Origin of the sequence: Hoskinsella mucinilytica, from assembly GCF_045223415.1 — a bacterium.
Taxonomy (GTDB): domain Bacteria; phylum Bacillota_I; class Bacilli_A; order Erysipelotrichales; family Erysipelotrichaceae; genus Hoskinsella; species Hoskinsella mucinilytica.
This window is the reverse complement of record NZ_JBEQZJ010000011.1, coordinates 66,797-86,185: the sequence shown is the minus strand read 5'-3', so window position 1 is coordinate 86,185 and position 19,389 is coordinate 66,797. Positions and strand designations below refer to the sequence as shown.

The 19,389-nt window shown below is 38.0% G+C and carries 19 protein-coding genes; all 19 read right to left on the bottom strand.

Annotation, left to right across the window (positions count from 1 at the left end):
• Positions 1-53 precede the first annotated feature (53 nt).
• Entirely contained in the window at positions 54-1,922 is a 1,869-nt protein-coding gene (locus UGRO018_RS05510; protein WP_416325462.1) for a sensor domain-containing diguanylate cyclase, read from the bottom strand.
• Positions 1,923-2,056: 134 nt separating this feature from the next.
• Positions 2,057-2,731 (bottom strand): hypothetical protein, encoded by a 675-nt coding sequence (locus UGRO018_RS05505; RefSeq protein ID WP_416325461.1) that lies wholly within the window; start codon positions 2,729-2,731, stop codon positions 2,057-2,059.
• A gap of 294 nt (positions 2,732-3,025) precedes the next feature.
• Positions 3,026-3,283 carry a helix-turn-helix domain-containing protein gene (locus UGRO018_RS05500; protein WP_416325460.1) on the bottom strand — a complete coding sequence of 86 codons (258 nt, stop codon included), beginning with the start codon at positions 3,281-3,283 and terminating at the stop codon, positions 3,026-3,028.
• A gap of 7 nt (positions 3,284-3,290) precedes the next feature.
• Positions 3,291-5,039, bottom strand: a complete 1,749-nt coding sequence (locus tag UGRO018_RS05495; RefSeq protein ID WP_416325459.1) for a VirD4-like conjugal transfer protein, CD1115 family — start codon at positions 5,037-5,039, stop codon at positions 3,291-3,293.
• A 60-nt stretch (positions 5,040-5,099) separates the two neighbouring features.
• On the bottom strand, positions 5,100-6,749 hold the full coding sequence (locus tag UGRO018_RS05490) for a DUF3991 domain-containing protein (RefSeq protein ID WP_416325458.1): 1,650 nt from the start codon (positions 6,747-6,749) through the stop codon (positions 5,100-5,102).
• 133 nt (positions 6,750-6,882) lie between these two features.
• Positions 6,883-9,564, bottom strand: coding sequence for a MobP3 family relaxase (gene mobP3, locus UGRO018_RS05485; RefSeq protein ID WP_416325463.1), 2,682 nt, complete (start codon positions 9,562-9,564; stop codon positions 6,883-6,885).
• A gap of 130 nt (positions 9,565-9,694) precedes the next feature.
• Entirely contained in the window at positions 9,695-10,633 is a 939-nt protein-coding gene (locus UGRO018_RS05480) for an Abi family protein (RefSeq protein WP_416325457.1), read from the bottom strand.
• Positions 10,634-10,869: 236 nt separating this feature from the next.
• The gene (locus UGRO018_RS05475; protein ID WP_416325456.1) at positions 10,870-11,142 is read right to left on the bottom strand and encodes a hypothetical protein; all 273 of its coding nucleotides are present in this window, start codon (positions 11,140-11,142) and stop codon (positions 10,870-10,872) included.
• A 63-nt stretch (positions 11,143-11,205) separates the two neighbouring features.
• Positions 11,206-11,610, bottom strand: coding sequence for a ribbon-helix-helix protein, CopG family (locus UGRO018_RS05470; RefSeq protein WP_416325455.1), 405 nt, complete (start codon positions 11,608-11,610; stop codon positions 11,206-11,208).
• 423 nt (positions 11,611-12,033) lie between these two features.
• Positions 12,034-12,249, bottom strand: coding sequence for a hypothetical protein (locus UGRO018_RS05465; RefSeq protein WP_416325454.1), 216 nt, complete (start codon positions 12,247-12,249; stop codon positions 12,034-12,036).
• 117 nt (positions 12,250-12,366) lie between these two features.
• Complete coding sequence (locus UGRO018_RS05460) at positions 12,367-13,020, bottom strand: DUF4314 domain-containing protein (protein WP_416325453.1); 654 nt, start codon at positions 13,018-13,020, stop codon at positions 12,367-12,369.
• Positions 13,021-13,032: 12 nt separating this feature from the next.
• A complete protein-coding gene (locus UGRO018_RS05455; protein WP_416325452.1) occupies positions 13,033-13,578 on the bottom strand; it encodes a hypothetical protein in 546 nt (181 codons plus the stop codon).
• A complete protein-coding gene (locus UGRO018_RS05450; protein WP_416325451.1) occupies positions 13,575-14,030 on the bottom strand; it encodes a hypothetical protein in 456 nt (151 codons plus the stop codon). The genes UGRO018_RS05455 and UGRO018_RS05450 overlap by 4 nt, the downstream gene beginning before the upstream one ends.
• 6 nt (positions 14,031-14,036) lie before the next feature.
• Complete coding sequence (locus UGRO018_RS05445) at positions 14,037-15,140, bottom strand: C40 family peptidase (RefSeq protein WP_416325450.1); 1,104 nt, start codon at positions 15,138-15,140, stop codon at positions 14,037-14,039.
• Positions 15,140-15,616, bottom strand: a complete 477-nt coding sequence (locus tag UGRO018_RS05440; protein WP_416325449.1) for a gamma-glutamylcyclotransferase family protein — start codon at positions 15,614-15,616, stop codon at positions 15,140-15,142. Before UGRO018_RS05440 ends, UGRO018_RS05445 begins: the two co-directional genes overlap by 1 nt.
• Positions 15,617-15,629: 13 nt before the next feature.
• Complete coding sequence (locus tag UGRO018_RS05435) at positions 15,630-16,667, bottom strand: amidoligase family protein (protein WP_416325448.1); 1,038 nt, start codon at positions 16,665-16,667, stop codon at positions 15,630-15,632.
• A 15-nt stretch (positions 16,668-16,682) separates the two neighbouring features.
• On the bottom strand, positions 16,683-18,515 hold the full coding sequence (locus UGRO018_RS05430; protein WP_416325447.1) for a VirB4 family type IV secretion system protein: 1,833 nt from the start codon (positions 18,513-18,515) through the stop codon (positions 16,683-16,685).
• The gene (locus UGRO018_RS05425) at positions 18,502-19,083 is read right to left on the bottom strand and encodes a hypothetical protein (RefSeq protein WP_416325446.1); all 582 of its coding nucleotides are present in this window, start codon (positions 19,081-19,083) and stop codon (positions 18,502-18,504) included. Before UGRO018_RS05425 ends, UGRO018_RS05430 begins: the two co-directional genes overlap by 14 nt.
• Positions 19,080-19,388: a hypothetical protein gene (locus UGRO018_RS05420; RefSeq protein WP_416325445.1), complete on the bottom strand. Its 309-nt coding sequence runs from the start codon at positions 19,386-19,388 to the stop codon at positions 19,080-19,082. Before UGRO018_RS05420 ends, UGRO018_RS05425 begins: the two co-directional genes overlap by 4 nt.
• Position 19,389 lies beyond the last annotated feature (1 nt).

Here is a 19,389-nt window from a genome sequence, read left to right as displayed (position 1 = left end):
GTATTTGAACATCTCTTTATATTTTTGATTATTGTCACTTTTATTCTGTAAGACTAAATACCACCATCTGCACTTGTAAAAAACCATAATGTTTCTTGGGATGCTTTAGTATATGTTTTAAACTTTAAGACTCGGACTTTCATCCAAGATCCATCATTTTTTTGATATGTTAACTCTGGATTAATATTATTCTCCATACGTTCTTCAATTTTCTTAAAATCACAGAAACAAGTAAATCTTTTCTGATACTCTTTTCTTATCATACGTTCATTGTATATCTTAAGAGCTTCACTGAATACCTCATTAGTTTCCTTTAGAATTTCTTCAAAATATGATGGTATATTTAAATGTCTGATGGTGTCTTTGCTCATATCAACAAAATAAACACCTTTAAATTCGGGTGCCAAAAGCGTCAAAAATGTATCAGCATCCTTTTTTTCTGTTAAAAGTCTTTCAAGTTTTGAGTCTAGATCACGAATCTGACGTTCATCACCATTACTTCTATAGAATTCTCTTTTATCAGCATACATTCTCTCTTCTGCCTGATTTATTATATTATTTATATTACTATCACAATTAGCTGAAGCAATCCCAATGGATATTTCATACCCCTTCTTTATAAGCTTACTACGAATATGTTGGATTCGATTCTTGACCTCTTGGGAACCCAAGCCTTTACACAAAACTACGAACTCATCTCCTCCAATGCGAAAAACATCTTTATCTGAGAAAGAATCAAGTATAGAAGCTGCGATTTCCTTTAACATTGTATCACCAGCCTGATGTCCTAAATGATTATTTATTTCATGCAAACCGTTGACATCTATATAGATACAAGTCATTAGTCCTTCATCTTCAGTCAGTTTATCGATTCTTTCATGATAACTATTCCTGTTTAGGATACCTGTCAGGGCATCATACTTCGCCATGATTTTTAATTTTTCATTTATTTCTGCACTCTTACGCAAACTAGTAATAATCCAATATAGAATCAATAAAGCCAAAATGATAAATATGATAACAGTTATGCTCAAAATGGGACCTTTCGTAAGTGAATCAAATAAAACAGATTTGGTGATAGCATTTATTTCTTCCTGTCTTAGCCCACCTAATAAAACCCAGCCAACTGAAGGTATAGGAGCATAAGTTACATATACTTCACCATTATTCCAAATATAAGATCCTGTTCCTTTTTCACCCCTTAACCCCTTCTTTTCAAGCTCCATAATCGAGCGAGTTTCTTCTGTATGCTCATTCTCTGACAATATATGTGCATTATATTCATCAGTTACCCAATCGACATGCTCCATATCACTTACTGCTATATCTGTACCTTCAGCATTTATAATATAAGATTCACCAGTATTTATAAATCGTATTTCTTTAATAATCTCACTTAACTTATATGCATCCTTCTCAATTGTTACAACACCAATGATTGTGTTATTCTTGTAGACTGGTGCTGTATAACAGATAATAAATTCATCTTTTTCATTAAAATAAGGTCCATATACTGTCGTTTTTCCCTCATATCCATCAACTATATCTTTTCTGGATTGTATTTCATACTTTTTACCATCTGTAGAAGTATTCTTTCCGTCATGTACGTAAATCATTCTAATCAAATCAGAATCCCTATAAGACTTTGGAATTTTTGCTATATCAATATCATTTGTTATCGCCAAACTCTGTGCAACGACATTTGCTTCATTTTTGCCGGATTCTAATTCATATTCTACTGTTGTCACACCTTGATCAACCATATTCTCTACTAATATCATAGTATAATCGGTTAGTAAAGATTTGATATTTTGTGAAACAACCAGATAGGCAAGAAACACAAGTAGACTTGATGCAACGAGGAAAAGAATTCCTATTCTTCCGCTTAAAGAGACTGCTTGTTTATTTATATTTTGCTTCACATATGATCGTCTCCTCTTGTATGATGTAAATAAAATATATGTTTATTATAACTATTCTTTACATTATTTTCAATGTTAATAAGAACGCTGTAATCAATGACATTCAATACCTTAATATACTTATGCCGAAACATTTATACTATATGTAGTACAGTCTCCTGATTCTCTATGAAGAGTGCTGTTAGATTTAATCTATCTTTTACTTCCTCAGATATTTCATTCCAGAAGTGTCGGCTTTTCTTTGTGTTTTTAAATACAACAGTACATTTGTGTGTATCTTCTGCGATCAGTTGAAGTGCTTTAATAAAAAGCTCATTTTCTTTTTTATTCCTATATTTAATAATTAACCATATTCCATATCCATCATTCGATAGAAATATATCTTCGTAAGATTCATATTTAATACGGTTTCTCTTCATCCAATTTTCAATACACATATTAGCAACATTCTCATCTAGAATAAAGGTATCCTTTTTAGGATTTAGCCCAGTATTGCTTATACCAGAGGGTCTTCCTCTTTTCTTAGATGGAAATGCTTTTTTTCGCTCTTGCATATTCATTAAATCATAAGAAACAGTTAATGCGGATGATGCTCCACTCTTATTTTCTTTATTTTGTATAATTTCATCACCTGTCAACATACACTGTCGCATTGCTGAACAGCACTGAATCAGTGAAGGTGAGTTTTTCTCACCACACTCTGCATGCAATTCTCCTGCGTTTATAATTAAATTTTTCTGATCTTCCAATAATGCTGTTTTCTTTTTTTGATTGATAGCTGCAATATAATCTTTAACTTTTGTGCCCATAATAACCTCCAATAATAACTGTAACTATTCTTTTTTTATTTCTAACACATTATACTAACTTTGAGAATTTAGCAATACGTTTCTGTTTTCTTTTAAAAATCACCTCCTTTCTCCTCCCCTTCACATATAACTGAACGGTTTATTTACAAGTGGTCTATTATAATTAGTAAATATTTATAGAAGACATATATTCTTCTCTGTGATATAGAGTATTTAAATAACTTAATTACAGATATGACACTGTGACAGTCCCCTTATGACACTATGATCTGAGTCTTGTCCCACTACTCAAATCTAGTTTAAAAAATATAGATTGCTCGTATGCCCATTATTTTCTCTCTGTCGTGGTATACGCAGGATATAGCCATGACTGACGAGAATATTGAGCTGTCTTCTCACTGTCCGTTCCGATAGTTTCGCATCATGCGCTATTGTTCGCACTGATGGAAAACAGCACCATGTTGTTCGATTCGCATACTGTAATAAGACCTTATACACATGAACTGCATTTGTCGGCAGATCAGAGGCGCATATCTTCTGATAGAAGTACATATAGTCTTTATCCAACCTTCACACTTCCCTTCATGATCTTCTCTTTGATCTTTTCTATATCTATATTTTCTTCATAGACTTGTCTACCATATGCTCTTTTGATGATATCCTCCAGCTGCGTAGCATTGGCGTATTCTACTGTTCGCAATGTTCTCTCCTCACTCTCATATACCTTATCCAGCTTAATACCCCATTTTGTGAACAGCTTCAGCGTTGTCTTGATAGGATGTGTCCCAGTTTTCATTAGCACAAAGGTTCCTTTTGGCAGAGCCTTCAGCTCATCCGTTGTCATCAGATTTCGCTGTATCATCTGTAATGACTGTGATGGATCATTCTTGCCTTTACTGACAGAACCGCTTAACACAGTTTTATATCCTAGATTCTCACTCATGATTTTTGCTGTTTCACTGTTTGGCGCAAAGCCACCGAATAAAGTATCTTGGCAATTATCTGCGATGATGGATGCTCCTTCTTTCCCATAGTTTTTCTCCAGCTGTGCCAAGGACTGGATGATTGCTACAATACTGACACCTCTGGAACGGCTGGCGCTGAACATCATTTCTGCTGATTGTATCTTTGGAATGGTGCCAATCTCATCCAGATACATGATCACTTTATTGGGCAGTCTTCCTCCTTGCTCATCAGCGAATGCCAATATCTCACGATAGTATTCCTGAATGAATAAAGATATCAAAAAATGCTTTGTGTTATCCTCCTCCGGCATGACAAGAAAAATTGCAGACTTCTCAGAACAGAATTTTTCTATATCGACTGTTGTTTCAAAGCATAGGATCTGTTCGATTTCTGAATCGATAAACGCATTCAGTCTAGAAAGAACCGTTGATAGTACGGACTGCATCGCCTGTTCTCCAGTATTCAAAGCAGAACCGGCAAACCATTTTGCTTTATGATCATCCGGCAGTTTCTCCAGCAATAGCTGAAAGCGTGTTTTTCCTTTCACAGGTGAAGGTTGAAGCAGATCCTGCACCAATTTGAACACACTGATGATATGTCGCTGATTGGCAGGACAAAATTCAGATACGATGAGAATAACGGATGTTAACAGACCTTCTGCTGAATCATAGAAAAAGCTGTTCTGTCCATAGCTGCTCGCATCTGCCCCATCTGAAAATATAATCGTCTTTGCAATGATCTTTGCATACTTTTCTGTTTTTGCTTTCATCGCAACATTACTACGATCCTGCTTATAGATATCCATGTATTTATTGACCAGATGCAGCATGTTATTTCCATCTGATGACATTGGATTACGCAAATCAATGACCGCAATATGATAGCCATAATCATCTCTGGCAATTGCTCCATAATTTCTATATAAATCGCCTTTTGTATCGGTTGTGATAAAGCTCACACCTGATGCACAGGCATATTCCAGATTGGGATACAAGAAATAAGCGGTCTTACCCACACCGGCAGCTCCTATCATCATTAAATGAACATCATCTGTATCTACATAGGCATGCACTCCACGATGATAATCTCTCGTAGCCACAATCAATCCCTGATACTGTGGAAGATTCTTTCCCTGTCTCCATTTTTGTGGACAATAGTTCACACATCGATATGCTTCTGCGACTTCCTTGTTTGTCGCAAATCTTGCATTTCCATGCTGTCCGTCTCCGACAGTCTTAGATTTGATATGATTCAGATTATAATTACTACCAAAATACACAGCAAGACCGATCAGACAAAAAAACAAACATCCCATCAGGATGAACATTGTTTTTGGTTCCATTTATATCCTCCTCTCCAAAAAGAAAAGAGCAGACTACTTATCTTCATCTGCTCTTGCTCTTCATTGCATTAATTGTATGCCTCCGCGCAATCCCCGTTCTGGAGCTTCCACTGGCTCTACATATTCCATCATGATATTCAATGCTTCCTCGTAGCTGCCTGATTTCATAATCCTTTCGCACATTTCCTCAGCCTCTGTATTCTTATTAGCCTCATTTAACGATCTTGTCGCCACACCCATAAGATTAAAAATATTTCCATCTGAACCAATCAAAGGAGACTGCGGTCTTGTTCTTTGGGTTATCATGTTTTCCTGTTTTTGAGATTGCACATTCCCCTGCTGCTTCATCAGCTGTCGCTGACTATCCGTAATCATCATAAAGGATTCACTCGCCAGCTTGCGATATGCTTTTCCTAGGTCTGCTTTTGAGCCATTCTCATTCATGACCAGCTTCACAGATTGAAATGCTTTTTTGATAAATTCAATACGTTTTTTAAATGATCCTTTATCTTTGTAGGAACGATAGTCTTCCTGCAGATGATCAAATGCTTCACTCATATCATTGAAGGCTGAATCTGGATACAAACACTGATGCTCCAGATTCAAAGCACATTCCGTAATCAGCTGGAAGTCTTCTTTCAGCTTTGCATAGTTCCTCTGGCTCTCATGATTTAACCCATAGTACATATCTGCAAATGCTTTTGACAGATCTTTATGCTGTACCAAACACGCATAATCAAAATGATTCTTCTGTTCCATGATCATGTCCTCTGCGATCTTATAATTCGGATTCTCAATCCCATCCTGAGGGGTAAGTCCATACTTTGCCTTTAAGTCTTCATTGAAATCTTTAAATAAGGGTTTCTTGATGATGATATTATCATAGCCCTGCTCCTTTAGATGGTCAATCATCCGTTCTACTCCTTCACTTCCAGCAACGTCGTGATCAGTGGCTAGTGTGATGCAACGGATATCAGGGTTCTGTTCCAGCATGGTATCCATTGCCTGCATTCCTAGCCCACACAAAGCCACATAGCTGTTTTCCTGCCAGTGATTCTTAGTAAGTGATATGTAAGAAAGCATGTCAATGGGGGCTTCAAACACAAACAAATTCTCATTGCTTCCTTTATAATGAAAACTATAGCGTGGATCTGAGCCTTCTACATTTCCTCGATAGCTTTGTTCTCCTTTTGTGTATGTACTTTTCTTATGCGCATGTCTTGCGATACCATCTTCATCTGCGCCAACAAATACGACATTGTGATATTTTGCATCCTCATAAATAAGCCCCTGCTGTACAAAGAAATCAATGATCTCTTGATCAATATATCTTGTTTTCAACAGATATGCATATGCCTTTTTCATATCCGGATTGCTAGGTGGAAGTTCAAAAGGCTTGACTTCCTTTTGTTCCTCTTGTTCTGACACTATCTGTGTTCCTGTGTCGTTTGCATAAGATAAAAGGAGCTCCATAGCATCTTGGTAATTGTAGCCATAGAACTCCTCTAAGAATTTAATAGGATAACCGCCTTCCTGCGATTTATGTTTGAACCATTTGTTGTCCCGAACGGTAACACTTGTATATCTCTGCCACCGATATTCTCTCCCTGATTTAATCAGGGTCTCTCCATTCGATCTTAAATAATCAACCAGATCGATGCTGTTCGCCAGTGCCTTCTGCTGATCTGAATATTTTCTATATTCTGCCATAACTGTCATCTCTTCCTTTCACATGCACGCTTTTTAAAGGTGCTTCTTTTTACTGCCTTTGATCTGGTCTTAACCTGACCAATAGTCTTGATTTTGTGTAGATCATATTTTTTATGTTTCATTGCATTCGCTCCTATCTCATATTGATTTCATGATCTTTCGCATTATGTCCCTGCGCCATCTTCTTTTCCTTGATTTTTCTTGCCAGCTTCTTATCCACTCCTGCAAGTGGCGATCCGCTTCTGTCAGGGAATGTATTGGCAAATATCTTCGATATATGATGAAGCAGTCTTGATGTCATTAATGCCAAAGGCTGATTCTGATAATCATCCATATGTTCTAGCAGATACTGCGCATAGGTGTTTCCCTGCACTGCAGAGGATTCCAAGAATGCTTTTGCTTTTTCTTTGTCCTGCTCTACCTCTTTTCCAAATAAAAAAAGTTTGCCCAGTATATATTGAGCAAACGCATTATTCTTATCAGCGGCCATCTGCAGATAACTGACTGCTTGATCCACATCCTTCTCTACCACCTCTCCTTTCAGATAGATATTACCAAGCATGACCTGAGCATACTCATTACCAAGTGATGAAGCTTTAAGCAAATAGGATACCCCTTTATTTGTATCTATGTAGCTGCTGTTGGTTAGATAGATCTTTGCGAGTGAATACATCGCATAGTCATTCTTTGCCTCAGCACTTAATGTCAGATAGTGAACAGCTTTCTCTATATCCTGTTCTACCACGATTCCTTTCAGATATGCTTTTCCCAGCGTATAGAATGCCTGAGGATTTTCGGATTCCTTCAGCCACTCTATTGCTTGAGGAATATTGGAGTAATCAAATTCCTTCAGATAAATCATTGCCAATAAATACTTGGCATTCCTATTGTCAAAAGACACAGCTTTTTCTAGATACTCTTTTGCCTTTTCTATATCCTTTTCAACACCTTTTCCATAGTAAGTCATTTCTCCAAGGCGATACAGCAGATTATCATCTTCACGTTTTTTCAACATGTCTTCAAACTTTCGATATGCTTTCTCATAATGAATATCAGCTGCAGCTTCATTCTTTGGAAAAATGGTTCCACGAGCATAATAGGTACCGACTTCATAACTGGCGAATGGATTTCCTTTTTGTGATGATCTGTCAAAGTATTCAAATGCCATTGTATCGGACTGTTCTACATAGTAGCCTCTTTGATACATCGTTCCAAGACAGTACATCGCATATTCACTGTCACTGCGATCAAAATGATTATAGGCTTTTTCATAATCCTGTTCACAGCCCTTGCCATAATAATAAAACTTTCCTATTTTATACTGGAGGCAGGATTGTATAAATTCGCTATGATCTGTATTCAGAATATCCAATGAACCTAAAAGTGCCTGATTATAAAGATGAAAGGATTCCGAGTTCTCTTTATCCTTTACTTCCAGCAGCTTGGCAAGAAGTTCATATGCCAGCACGTTATGATTCTCACATTCCGTCTCCAGCAATACTTTTGCCTGTTCCAGATCCTGTGGTATATCATCAGAGCCATAAAACAGTTCACATGCCTTTTTATAATTCTCGCTCCATTTCAACACATATTTTGGTGAGGTATGCTCTGTTGAGGAATCAATGATATCATCAATTGTTTTTTCTTCTCCTTCCACATATACAGTTTGTTCAGGAACCTCCATATCTGTGATCTGTTCATCATAGGAAACCGTATTTTCATCGTAGCTCGAGACCTCCTTTAAAATCATATTCTTGATACTTTTAAATTCCTTCTGTTCTAATAGCGGAAGCTGTTCCTGCAGTCCATCGTTGTATGTTTCTAGTACACTCTGACGATAGAGCTTCCATTCCTCAAAGAGTTTCTGTACGTGTTCCTCTTTTTCCAGTTCTCTCATAATATCATTTATGATTTGTTTCGAGTCCTTTGGAATATAGGCAAACACCATTCTTCCATGATAATTAGACAGTGACTCTTTCAGTTCTTTTAGTTTGTTGATAATGATAGAGTTCTCAGAGCACACTGTTTGATCGATGCCTTGCAGCATATCCTGTACAACCTTTTGACTATAATGCTTGAGTTCATCTCTGACCTCTGTTTGATCTTTATAAATGTTCATCAGATCCTGATGAAATATATCTCCAGCAAACATTTTACGAATTCTGTTAATACCTTCCCTTGTAACGAATCCCTGCTTAGGATTTTTTGAGTAGACTACCATGTGGATATGAGGATGATGTCCTTCATTGTGAAACGCTCCATACCATTCCAGATTGCTTGGATCAATACGCATAGCCTCTGCTATCTCATTTCGTTTTGCACGACATAATTCCATCCAGCTTTTTGCATTATCATAGCCAAGACGAGTTGCATCCTCACGCTTTAAGGATATGATATGTGTCCACACATATCCCTGATGTTGTCCGACCTCTTTCACGACCTTCTCAAGATCAATCGGCTTTCCAGCATCACTGAACAACCCATGCTCTCCCAATCGTTCTACTCTAGGACGATTTGCAATATAATCCACATAGTTTTCCTTGGTTGCCACATCCGTGATATTCTGATCCATAATAGAGGAAATAAGTTCACTCGCATTTTCACGTGTAGCTTCTTTCATATAGTCTTCGTATTCAAACAAGGATGTACTTGCTGGATAATCCTGCAGTAATTGTTCTAACAGCTTTTTCTGTTTATGAGTTGCCGGCTTCTCACCATGACTCATCTGTATTTTTTCAACACCATCTCGTGTAGCGATATATTTCACGTAATATTCTTTATGTGCTGTTCCTTTGAGATACTTTGTTTTAACAATGATTCGTGGAATATTATCATGCCTCCTTTAAACGAAAAAAAGAGCAACAAACTTTGAAAGTTCATTACTCTTCATGAATAGAATATTTACATTATAGTATAATGCCAAAATCCATATACAATTTTGTATTTTAATAATCACGAAATCGGCTTATTTTCTTCCAATTAGAAGGAAATCCCATTTCATTAAGGATTTCACTTTCATTTAAGAATGATGTTGAATTTATATATGATGTAATTGCTTTATCTAGCTCTCCTTTAAACATTCTAAAATCAGGTTTTGATAATAGATATCGGCAAGCGATAACAACACCAAATAAATCTTTTTTCCCAAATTTGTATTGTGCCCCATGTTTAGGTATTTCTAATCTTTCATGCATTTTTAAATCGGGTAAATCTTCGTTAGATTTATAATTATAAAGACGATTCCCATGAGCACATATATTTCTAAATTTTGTTAAGAACTTCATAGTTTGTGACAAATCTGCTGTATTCAACCCACTATATTCACTACTTATTTTATCTTGCATAGGGGACTGCAATAATTCATACATCTTAGATTTACTCCCAAATGTTAAATGGTTAATTGTAATCCATAAGGGAACATTATGGTGATGGTTCCTGTTATAGACGATATTACTATAAATTCTTGTTTCATTGGCTAAATCATTCAATATACTAATCAACATATTAATTCTATTTGTATTTCTGTTTGTATTATTATAATTGCTTGGATCAAGATATTTTTCTTGATCACTGTCATATCTTTCACAAAAATAGTAGGAGATATGTGAGGCAAATGTTAACTCTATTATCTGAAGATATTTAAAGAGTATTTCTCTTAGTGTTTTATCAAATTCATACAATGCATAGATATCCTCAAAACATACACCACGTTTATACTTTTTCACAGCCTTATTTCTGAATAAATCTTTATATCCGGTGATAAGATGATAATACCCAATCTCTTTTAATTTTTCTTTTGCAAAACTTTCATCTTTTATTGTTAATTCTTTATCAACACTTAATTTTTTAATTTGCTGATCATAAGATAAAAAAGGCTTAACCATATCTGCTCACTCCTATCAATTCTATATTTTACATTATATAACAAAATTCTTGATAGTACTAGGCAAAATAAAAGAGGAGCCTACGCATAGGTTCTCCTCCGGTCATGGCACTCGCAAGTAACCAAAACTCATTCACTGAATATAGTTTACATCACTTCATATGAATTGTCAACTATATTCATATTTAAGGATACGCATATTTTTATATGAATATACCTCATTTAACAAAAATCTTTTTATTGTTCCTCCTCATATAATTGATTACTTAATTGAAAGCCAATACCAATTCCCTTTTTAAAACTTAGGATCAATTCTTCGTTCGTAAAAGTAAACCATGCATCTGTCCATTCTGTTATCAAATCATTCGCATCTTCTACACCAAGCTGTTCTAACTTCTCCATCAGTTTATCTGAAAGATCGGATGCGTGATGCTTTGCTCTTAAATATTCTTGGTTGCTTGGTTTTCGTGTAGTACTGCTGTCATAGAGTTTTCTTAAAATATCTTCCATTATGATATCCTCCTTATCAGTCACACACACTACCACATCTTTTTTTACATAGCTACTAGAAAGTTATGTGTTCTGATATTTATAGATATCTTCAAAGTTGATCTTTCCCAGACTACCTTTCACATCCTTTATACATTTTGCTCTCAGCTTTTTGAGTGTTGCTTCATCTATTTCTGCAGTAGCTGATAATACATTCATCATCATAGCGATCTCAACTGCATTCTTAAACAGCACTCTTGCGATACGATCTTCACTACTCTTAACAATACCTGACATTGCTGATGACAATGCAATCGGCAGAAATTCATTCTCCTGTGTTGATCGAAGATACCCATCATAGAATTTTAATGCCTTTTCAATCAGCTCACTCCTACTACGGCAGTTTCCTCTTTTCACCATTTCATCCAGTGATGCAAACGTTTTAGGGGACAGCCATATCGTTGTTCTCTGCTTATTTTTCTCTTCCATATTTCACCTCATTCCTCCTGAATGCCAGACTTAACGCCGATATAATAGCGAATACACTCGCTGCCTTGCCTGACTTGCGCCAAGCCCAACGCCGATGTGAACCTCAGCCTATAGATCACGACCACCTACGCCTTTGTTTTGAAGTCCTTGAAACAGTGGGCATTGCCCGCTGTTGTTCCTCGTATCGGCGCCTTTAGACGCCGATACTTTAACCCGCACAGCCAACTGATTGCTCATATTCCATCCAATTTCAATGATATTCATGTCTATGATATAGAGCAAACAATTAAACTGGCTCATATTTTGCCACACAGCCTTTCAATAGCTGACAAGGCATTGTTCCTTCACTTTTTTAGGACAATCGCACACGAGGCGCACAAAGGGCAGACACGCTTAAAATCTGGCTATTTGATTCTTAAAAGATTACTGATTTCTTTGTGTACGACGCTTTGTTTCCTCATCCGATTCCAGTTCTTCTATAAACTCTCGGACTTCCGGCTTTACATTCTTCTTGTATAATTGCTCGAGTAATTCATTCAGTTCTACTTCAAGTGTTGTATCTTTCTTTGCAAGAACTGAGCATAATGCTCTGGTTCTCTCCATTGGATATTTCAATTTAATTTCTGTCATCTTTGCCATATTATCATTCTCCTCTTTTGTTTTAGACTGATCATTAAAGCATAAAAAGCACACAAATCTGCTTTCCACCCTGTAACTTTTATCTTCCTATAGCGAAATATTTCTCAGGAAAACATGTTATTTCATTTGCATTGTGAATGAAGTTTCTTCCATGATTTGTGAAGCTTCATCCAGCATTTGACTGATCACTTTGCTGTTATTTTGAACATTCTCTATTTCCTGTTTCTTCATCTGAACCTGTTTCTCCAGCTCCTCAATCTCTTGATGTATGCGTTCTATGGCTGCACTCTTAAGAAGCTGCAATTCTGATACTTTCACATATTCAATTGGGTTTGGTTGATACCTTGTATCATAATCTGTATGGTGATACTCCTGATCACCATCTTGAATAATCGTAATGGTTTCATACATTGGTGAGCCATGATAAGACACATCCTCTCCCATGTTTTGCTCCTTCAACTCGCCGATATGAAATTCTGCATCTGCTTTTCGCAGTGCCTCAAACACACTTTTACGTTTCTTATCGACATAAATAACTTCCTTATCATGTTCATGTGATATGATCTCGAATTGATCTTCTTTTACCATTAACGCAATACTTCTTCCATCATCCCATTTCATCTGGATATGACCTGCATCGTCAACATAATCAACGGAACCTTCTGTTCCCGGTGATATAGGGTTTGAATCATTCATATGAATCAGGCGTATCCTCGTTCCTTCTGGATACTTTGCCTTAATCATATCTATTTCTTTTTTTGATGGCCACATTGTTAACACCTCCTACATTTGTATATCAAATAAAGACAGCTGCTCGCCTTCAAGCTGTGGTCGATTTATAAGTCTCTCATGTGCTTCTTTGATTTCCTGTATTCTTTCTTCAGCATTCCAGCTTAAGTTTCTCATCGTTACATAATCATCTTCAACGATTGCTTTTTCAAGACTCTTACAACGATTAATATCGATTGCTATATTCAATTGACTCATATCTTTTTCTGACAGATAATCAGCTACCTGCAGGAGATCCTGCACCTCCTGCATTTTCGAACACTTTACATAGAATTCAGCAGCACGCTGTATGATTTCATCTTTTCTTGCCATATAATCCTCATTCACTTTATCTGGAACTTCCTCATAATAAACGGCTGGCTTCTCACTATCACCATACAATTCTTCAATTTTCCTCTGATAATAAAACATATGATTTCTCACCAGATTCAGATTTGTTCCATCAGGCCATGAAGGATCAAAACAGCCATTCTCATAGATATCTTCCCAATGTCGATGAGCTTTCTCCAGTTCCTTTACTGGATCTTCTTTTTGACTCATGTCATGGTCATCTCCATTACCCCCTCTTCCATTTCTGCTTCCTGCTGACATTTCACGATTTCCATATTCTGATCAACTGTTTCCTGCCCGAACACTTCCTTCATAAACTTATTTATTTTGGGAAGTGGAGCTGGTGCTAGCCCATCCTGTTTCCTAAGCTCGCCTACCTTCTTTGCAATATAGTTGATTGCCTCCATGGTTTCAGTGCCATTCCTGTCATACCATGATAGCTCTGGCCAGATTCGATCGACATAGGTGCCTGCTGTATTTAACAGCAACTCACCCTCATAATGCATGATCTCAACATCAGAAAATCTTCCAACATTCTGAATAAAATTATTAATATCCTTGAAATATAAATGACAGCCTTTATCGTACTGTCCTGCTATATATCCATAAAAATGAGACCTCAGGTAACGATCTACCCAATTCTTTTCTGTATCTTCTATCATTATTGTTTACCTTCCTTCCATAATATTTAATCTGCAAAAGACATTCCAATAGGACACTGTGTTCATAGACACATTATTATCTCCTGCATTTTCATGTATCCAAACTGCCTCGCCGGAATCATTCGTTCCTGCATAAATACCGACATGCGTGGTTACTCCATTCTCCATAAGGAATGCCAAATCACCTGGAAGCAGCTGCGATTTATCAATTCTTGAACACTGTCGAATCTGTCCTTCTGTATTCGTATTACCAAGATTGTTGTTCATGACTGTCCAATACACCCAGTCCACAAAATGAGAACAGTCCATTCCTTTCAATGCTCTACCGGCTTCATCCGGCGTATAAGGAATACCAAAATCATTGCCATCATAACCCGGTACCACTGCAGTTCCTCCCCAGTAATAAGGGATTTTCCCAACAGCATCCGCTGCCTGTATGATGATGTTCTTTCGAAGCTCGGTCGTATCCTTCGGTAAATTCTTGATGAGCTTTTCAATATCTTTTTTAGACAGTGTTGTAACAGTTCCACTGGTTGTTCCTCCACCTCGCAATCCCTCGACGACCTTCAGCATGGACTCTTTCGTTTCAGCCTTGAGAGTCATAGAAAATGCGGTTTCCAACTGTGAGAAGATAAGGTCTGTATCTGTTGTTGGCTGTTTCTTCTCCTCTTTGTCTTTTTCTTCTGTGATTATGAAAGTCTCCGTCCATTTTGAAGCAGCCTCTTCATCTAAAAGCACAGACTGATCTGTAAACATGATGCCAATATAAAATCCTTTCACAAGATACATATCCAGTGACTTTCCTTCCTCAAAGGTACTATTCTTTGCATCTATCTGCTGATTCAGCAGGACGATACCTGCTTCTATGTTTTGAATCATATTAGCCTGTTCTACGGACATCCCTGCTGTGGAAACTGGAACCCCATTAAACAGATCATTGACCAGATTATGATTAAAGTTGATGCCATCACAGAAGATTCCACCTATTAAAAAAACAAAGGCAACCACAGGGGAAACAAGAACGATCACGATCTTCTTTGCCATATTCTGCACACCTTTGTTTTTTGCGAGCTGCAATGCCTTTAACAGTTTTATAGCTGCTGGAATCATTACTTCATCCTCATATCTACGTTCATGTCTCTCTGTATATAAAACGCTTCTGCACATTTATTAGCTGCCTGTGCCAGCTTATCAATATCAAGATGACAATCCTCATAGCCCTGTGCTATGGTCTGATAATAGGTCGTTGACGGACATCCGATCACATAGCTGGAATCCATGATATATGCCATTGCTTCAGCTTCCTTTCCATTCAGCTTGATAGGGAAGGACTGCTTGTAGTACAGTCTTGGAAATCCTTCGTAGCGATCCAGACTTTTTTCATCCCGTTCGCTGATCTCCCATAGTCCAAACTGCACACTCTCTCCTTTTAGAGGCTCTATCGTAGCCACTGCATTTTCTCCACCACGAAATAATAATTGATAATCAGGAATACTGCCTGTGCCAACCAGCTTGGCATCCGGACATCTGTACTTCATCTGCTCCTTGTTCAGATTGCTTCCATATGCGATATAATACTTACTCATTTCATCATCTCCTTTACATTCCCATTGTCATGCCTTGCTGAGTATCGTTGCCAATGACCTGCTCCTCTTCTGTCGGTTGTGATGTTTCATTGACATCACTTTGTCGCTGATTTGCTTGTTGTTCAGCTTCTTTTTTTGCTCTTAGTCGCTCTCTTTGAGCCTCCGCCTGTGCTGGGTCTTTCCATGCAATACACCCGTCTAGATGCTTTAAAAGGTGCAGACGTGCTGTCTTAAATTCATTACCTATTAACCCAAGTCTAAGGAGCCAAGTCCGAAACGTATATTTCTCATTTGTTGATTGGGTCTTTCGTCTGCTTGCCTTGGTCTGTGTTAGTGCCTGATGACTGATTGCCAGACACAGTTGGATATAGGACTTGATTTCCCCCGCATGCAGGGTGGCATTAAACAGTCGAAATTCGATCGTCCCCTTTTGAAATACACTATGCAGATTCAAGGCATGGTATCTGGAATCATCATAATGTTCATTGCTTCGATACGTGTCTCCGTTGTACCAGATATCTTTCACACGCTCCAGACTATCAGGCTTTGCATTATTCAGCTTTCTAAGAAACGATTCATCCACTTTCTGACAATAACGATTCTCTCTGGCCACATCTACCTGCAATGCCTTATAGATCAAATCTTCCTTTGAATACATGATGTTGGTGATATTGCGCAATGTTCTTGCATTGTGTTTTGATGCATCAATATGAATATGGATGCCACAGCTTTTATTGACTCTGGCGTTCCCTTTTCTCAGATCTCTGGCAATCTGCTGGATGTCTTCAATGTCCTTATACTCACAGATAGGGCTGACAACTTCAACTTTATATTCACTATCATAAACTGGCGTTCTTCCTCTGTAAGCTGAAATACTGGAATCAAACATGACTTTCCATTTTCGATTCTCCTGATCTGTCACAGAATAAACACCATAATAACCTCCTTCAACCTCTGTTCTACTATGGAAATGCTTTGCTATGATATCTGCAGCTGATCTTCTTGTCAGACCAGTCATTTCCATTTCGATTCCAAAATGCTGATCCTTCATTTCCGTTTACCTCCATCATCTTCCTCCTTTTTTACCAAACAGCTTTTCCTTGTATTCAGGTGCATGGACTGCAAGATTGTATCGTTCATTCCCGCACTTGTATAAGCACACACCACGCTGTGGATATTTGATCAGATCAAATTCACTTTCCTCCAGCTGCAGCGTATCAATATAAAATTGAGCTGCCGTATTTCCTGCATTGAACAGAAAGGTATGCGTTGGTATGGAAAACAGCGGTTTTGTCAGTTCTCGTATTCCTTCAATGTTAAAGTCCTCAAGATTCTGTGAAGCCAGAATCACCGCACTCTCTTTCTTGCGAACACGCTTCATAAAATTTCGTATGTACTCCACTGCTGTCATGTTCGTTAAAAACAGATAGAGCTCATCAATAGAAGCGATCGTATAGCCATGTGCCAGCAGCTCATTGGACATGAAAGACAGAATATTGAAAAGCAATGCATTACGGAGGGATTTGTTTGCCTGCAGAAGTTCTTTGACACCAAATGTTAAACACTTATTGCTGGTGATATTCGTATGTCCATTGAAGAACTTACTGTCACTTCCCAAACAGATGGAATGTAAAAGCAGAAGGATTTCACGCAGTGTTTCTCGCTTAAAGATGCGATTGCTGTCGTTCTTAAAATGCTTGAATTCTTCATCGATATAGTCATAGAGATCCGCCAGTGTTGGAAAATCTTCATGCTTCAGCTTTCTGGTATCCGTCTTTTCTGTAATATCAAAATGACCATAGAGTTTGATCAGCATAAGTTCTAAAGTATCCAGCTGCTCATCAGTAAAGTCTTTGTATGTCTTGAAAAAGTCCTTTAGGAATGAGATATGCTGTGATAATATCGTCGATTCTGTGAAAGCCTTCGGCACATTATCAGCTTCATCCTCCACATCCTCTGTTGCCCATTGCTTCGGTTCCAGAACATTGATGATGTATCTACCTGACATCATATCAATATAAGTTCCGCCAAGGTTTTTGGTTAATTCCTCATATTCCTGCTCTGGATCTAGGGTAATCAGGTTATAGCCCTGTTCACGCAAATTACAGAGAATGAGCTTCAGAAGATAGGATTTCCCCTGTCCAGAATTTCCTAATACCAGGATGTTGGCATTTGTCTTATCGTCACTTCGTTTATTAAAATCAACGATGATATTTGATCCGAATTTGTCAGCACCAAGATAGATGCCATGCGGATCGGTCTTTCCTGAATAATTAAATGGGAACAGATTTGCCACACTGGTTGCCGGCAGCACGCGTTCAAACTGTTCCTTGAACATATCTCTTCCACTTGGCATCACTGCATGGAAGCCTTCTTTCTGACGCAGGATCAATCGGTCAACATTCAGCTTGCTTCGCACAAGCTCAGTGAGTGTTTCTGTCTGCAGCAGCTTCAATGCCTCATAATCAGCAGCCATCAGTTCCAGATAAACAGCACAATGCACCAGCGGTTCTCTTGATCGATGCATGTTCGCAATCAGATCCATCACATCCTGCAGATTGCTTTGTGCTGTAATAGATTCCTGTAGATCCTGCGTATTTCCCTGTTTCATACGGTTCTTGTTTGCCGCATTACCAATGATCTTTTTCTCCTCTGCCGGTGTGACCTGCCTTGCATAAACATGTAATGTCAGACCATCCTTTTCTCCAAGGTATCGCAACAGTGCCTGTTCCTCGGTTGCTGTTGGATATTCTCTTAATGCCCATACACAGCGATAGGTATTTCCACATATGAAATACTCACTGTAAAACCGTATGACAGAGGGAGAGACCATATCGAGGAACTCCTGAACATGCACCTCTTCTTCACTGATCACCGGCTTCTTTTTAAACAGTCTCATCTTCATACCACCTCTCTCCATCTACGTCCTCAAATCGATCTGTTGTCACATTCTGTTCAAAGTAAACAGCCAGCATACTTTTTAGATCATCCTTAGCTGCCCGCTTCACTGTCAGATTCTGAAGCTTGATGAGCTTTTCAATCCGATGGATCAGCTGCATGATCTCTACCTGATCATTGGGCTTGATACGAACAGCCAGTAGGAATAAACGAGCGGTTGCTGTCTGGATCTGTATCTTATCCAGATGGAGCAGATCCTTTTTCAACAGCTGCCTGATTTTTTCATTCTCCTCTGTTTCCATACGTTTTTTTAGGAATGTCTTATTCTCCTCGAAGTTATCTCGGCTGTTCAGGCAGATCATTTCCAGATCAGCCATCCCTTTTAACACATTCGTCAAAGCAAAGATCTTACTTCCTATGTTCTCCTTACTCATAACAGAGAGATTCTGCGGTTCCATCAAAAAAAAGACTATCTCATCTCCGCCATACTGCTGCAGGCTGTAGTCTGTGATCGTCTTTGTGTTTACTAATTCTCTTGTGGATTGTTTTTTCTTCTTTTTCTTTTTCATCGATGTCCTCCTTTCGCAGCAGTATCTGTCATCTGCACATCATCTGTGGATAATGACCAGTGAAAATACTGCTGGCTAATCATAAAAAAGGCACAGGCATATTTGAGAAAATCAAAAATGCTTGTGTCCTGATAACGGATGGTTAAAAATGCATAACAGGCAACCAGTGCTACAGGGAGATAAAAATTCGCCTGTGTGATTGCCATGACTGAAAAGATAGCACCAATTCCTATGATGCCGATATCACTTAGATACCAGAGCCATAAGGTTGGCTTTCCTTTCAGATTATCCGGATACATATACATG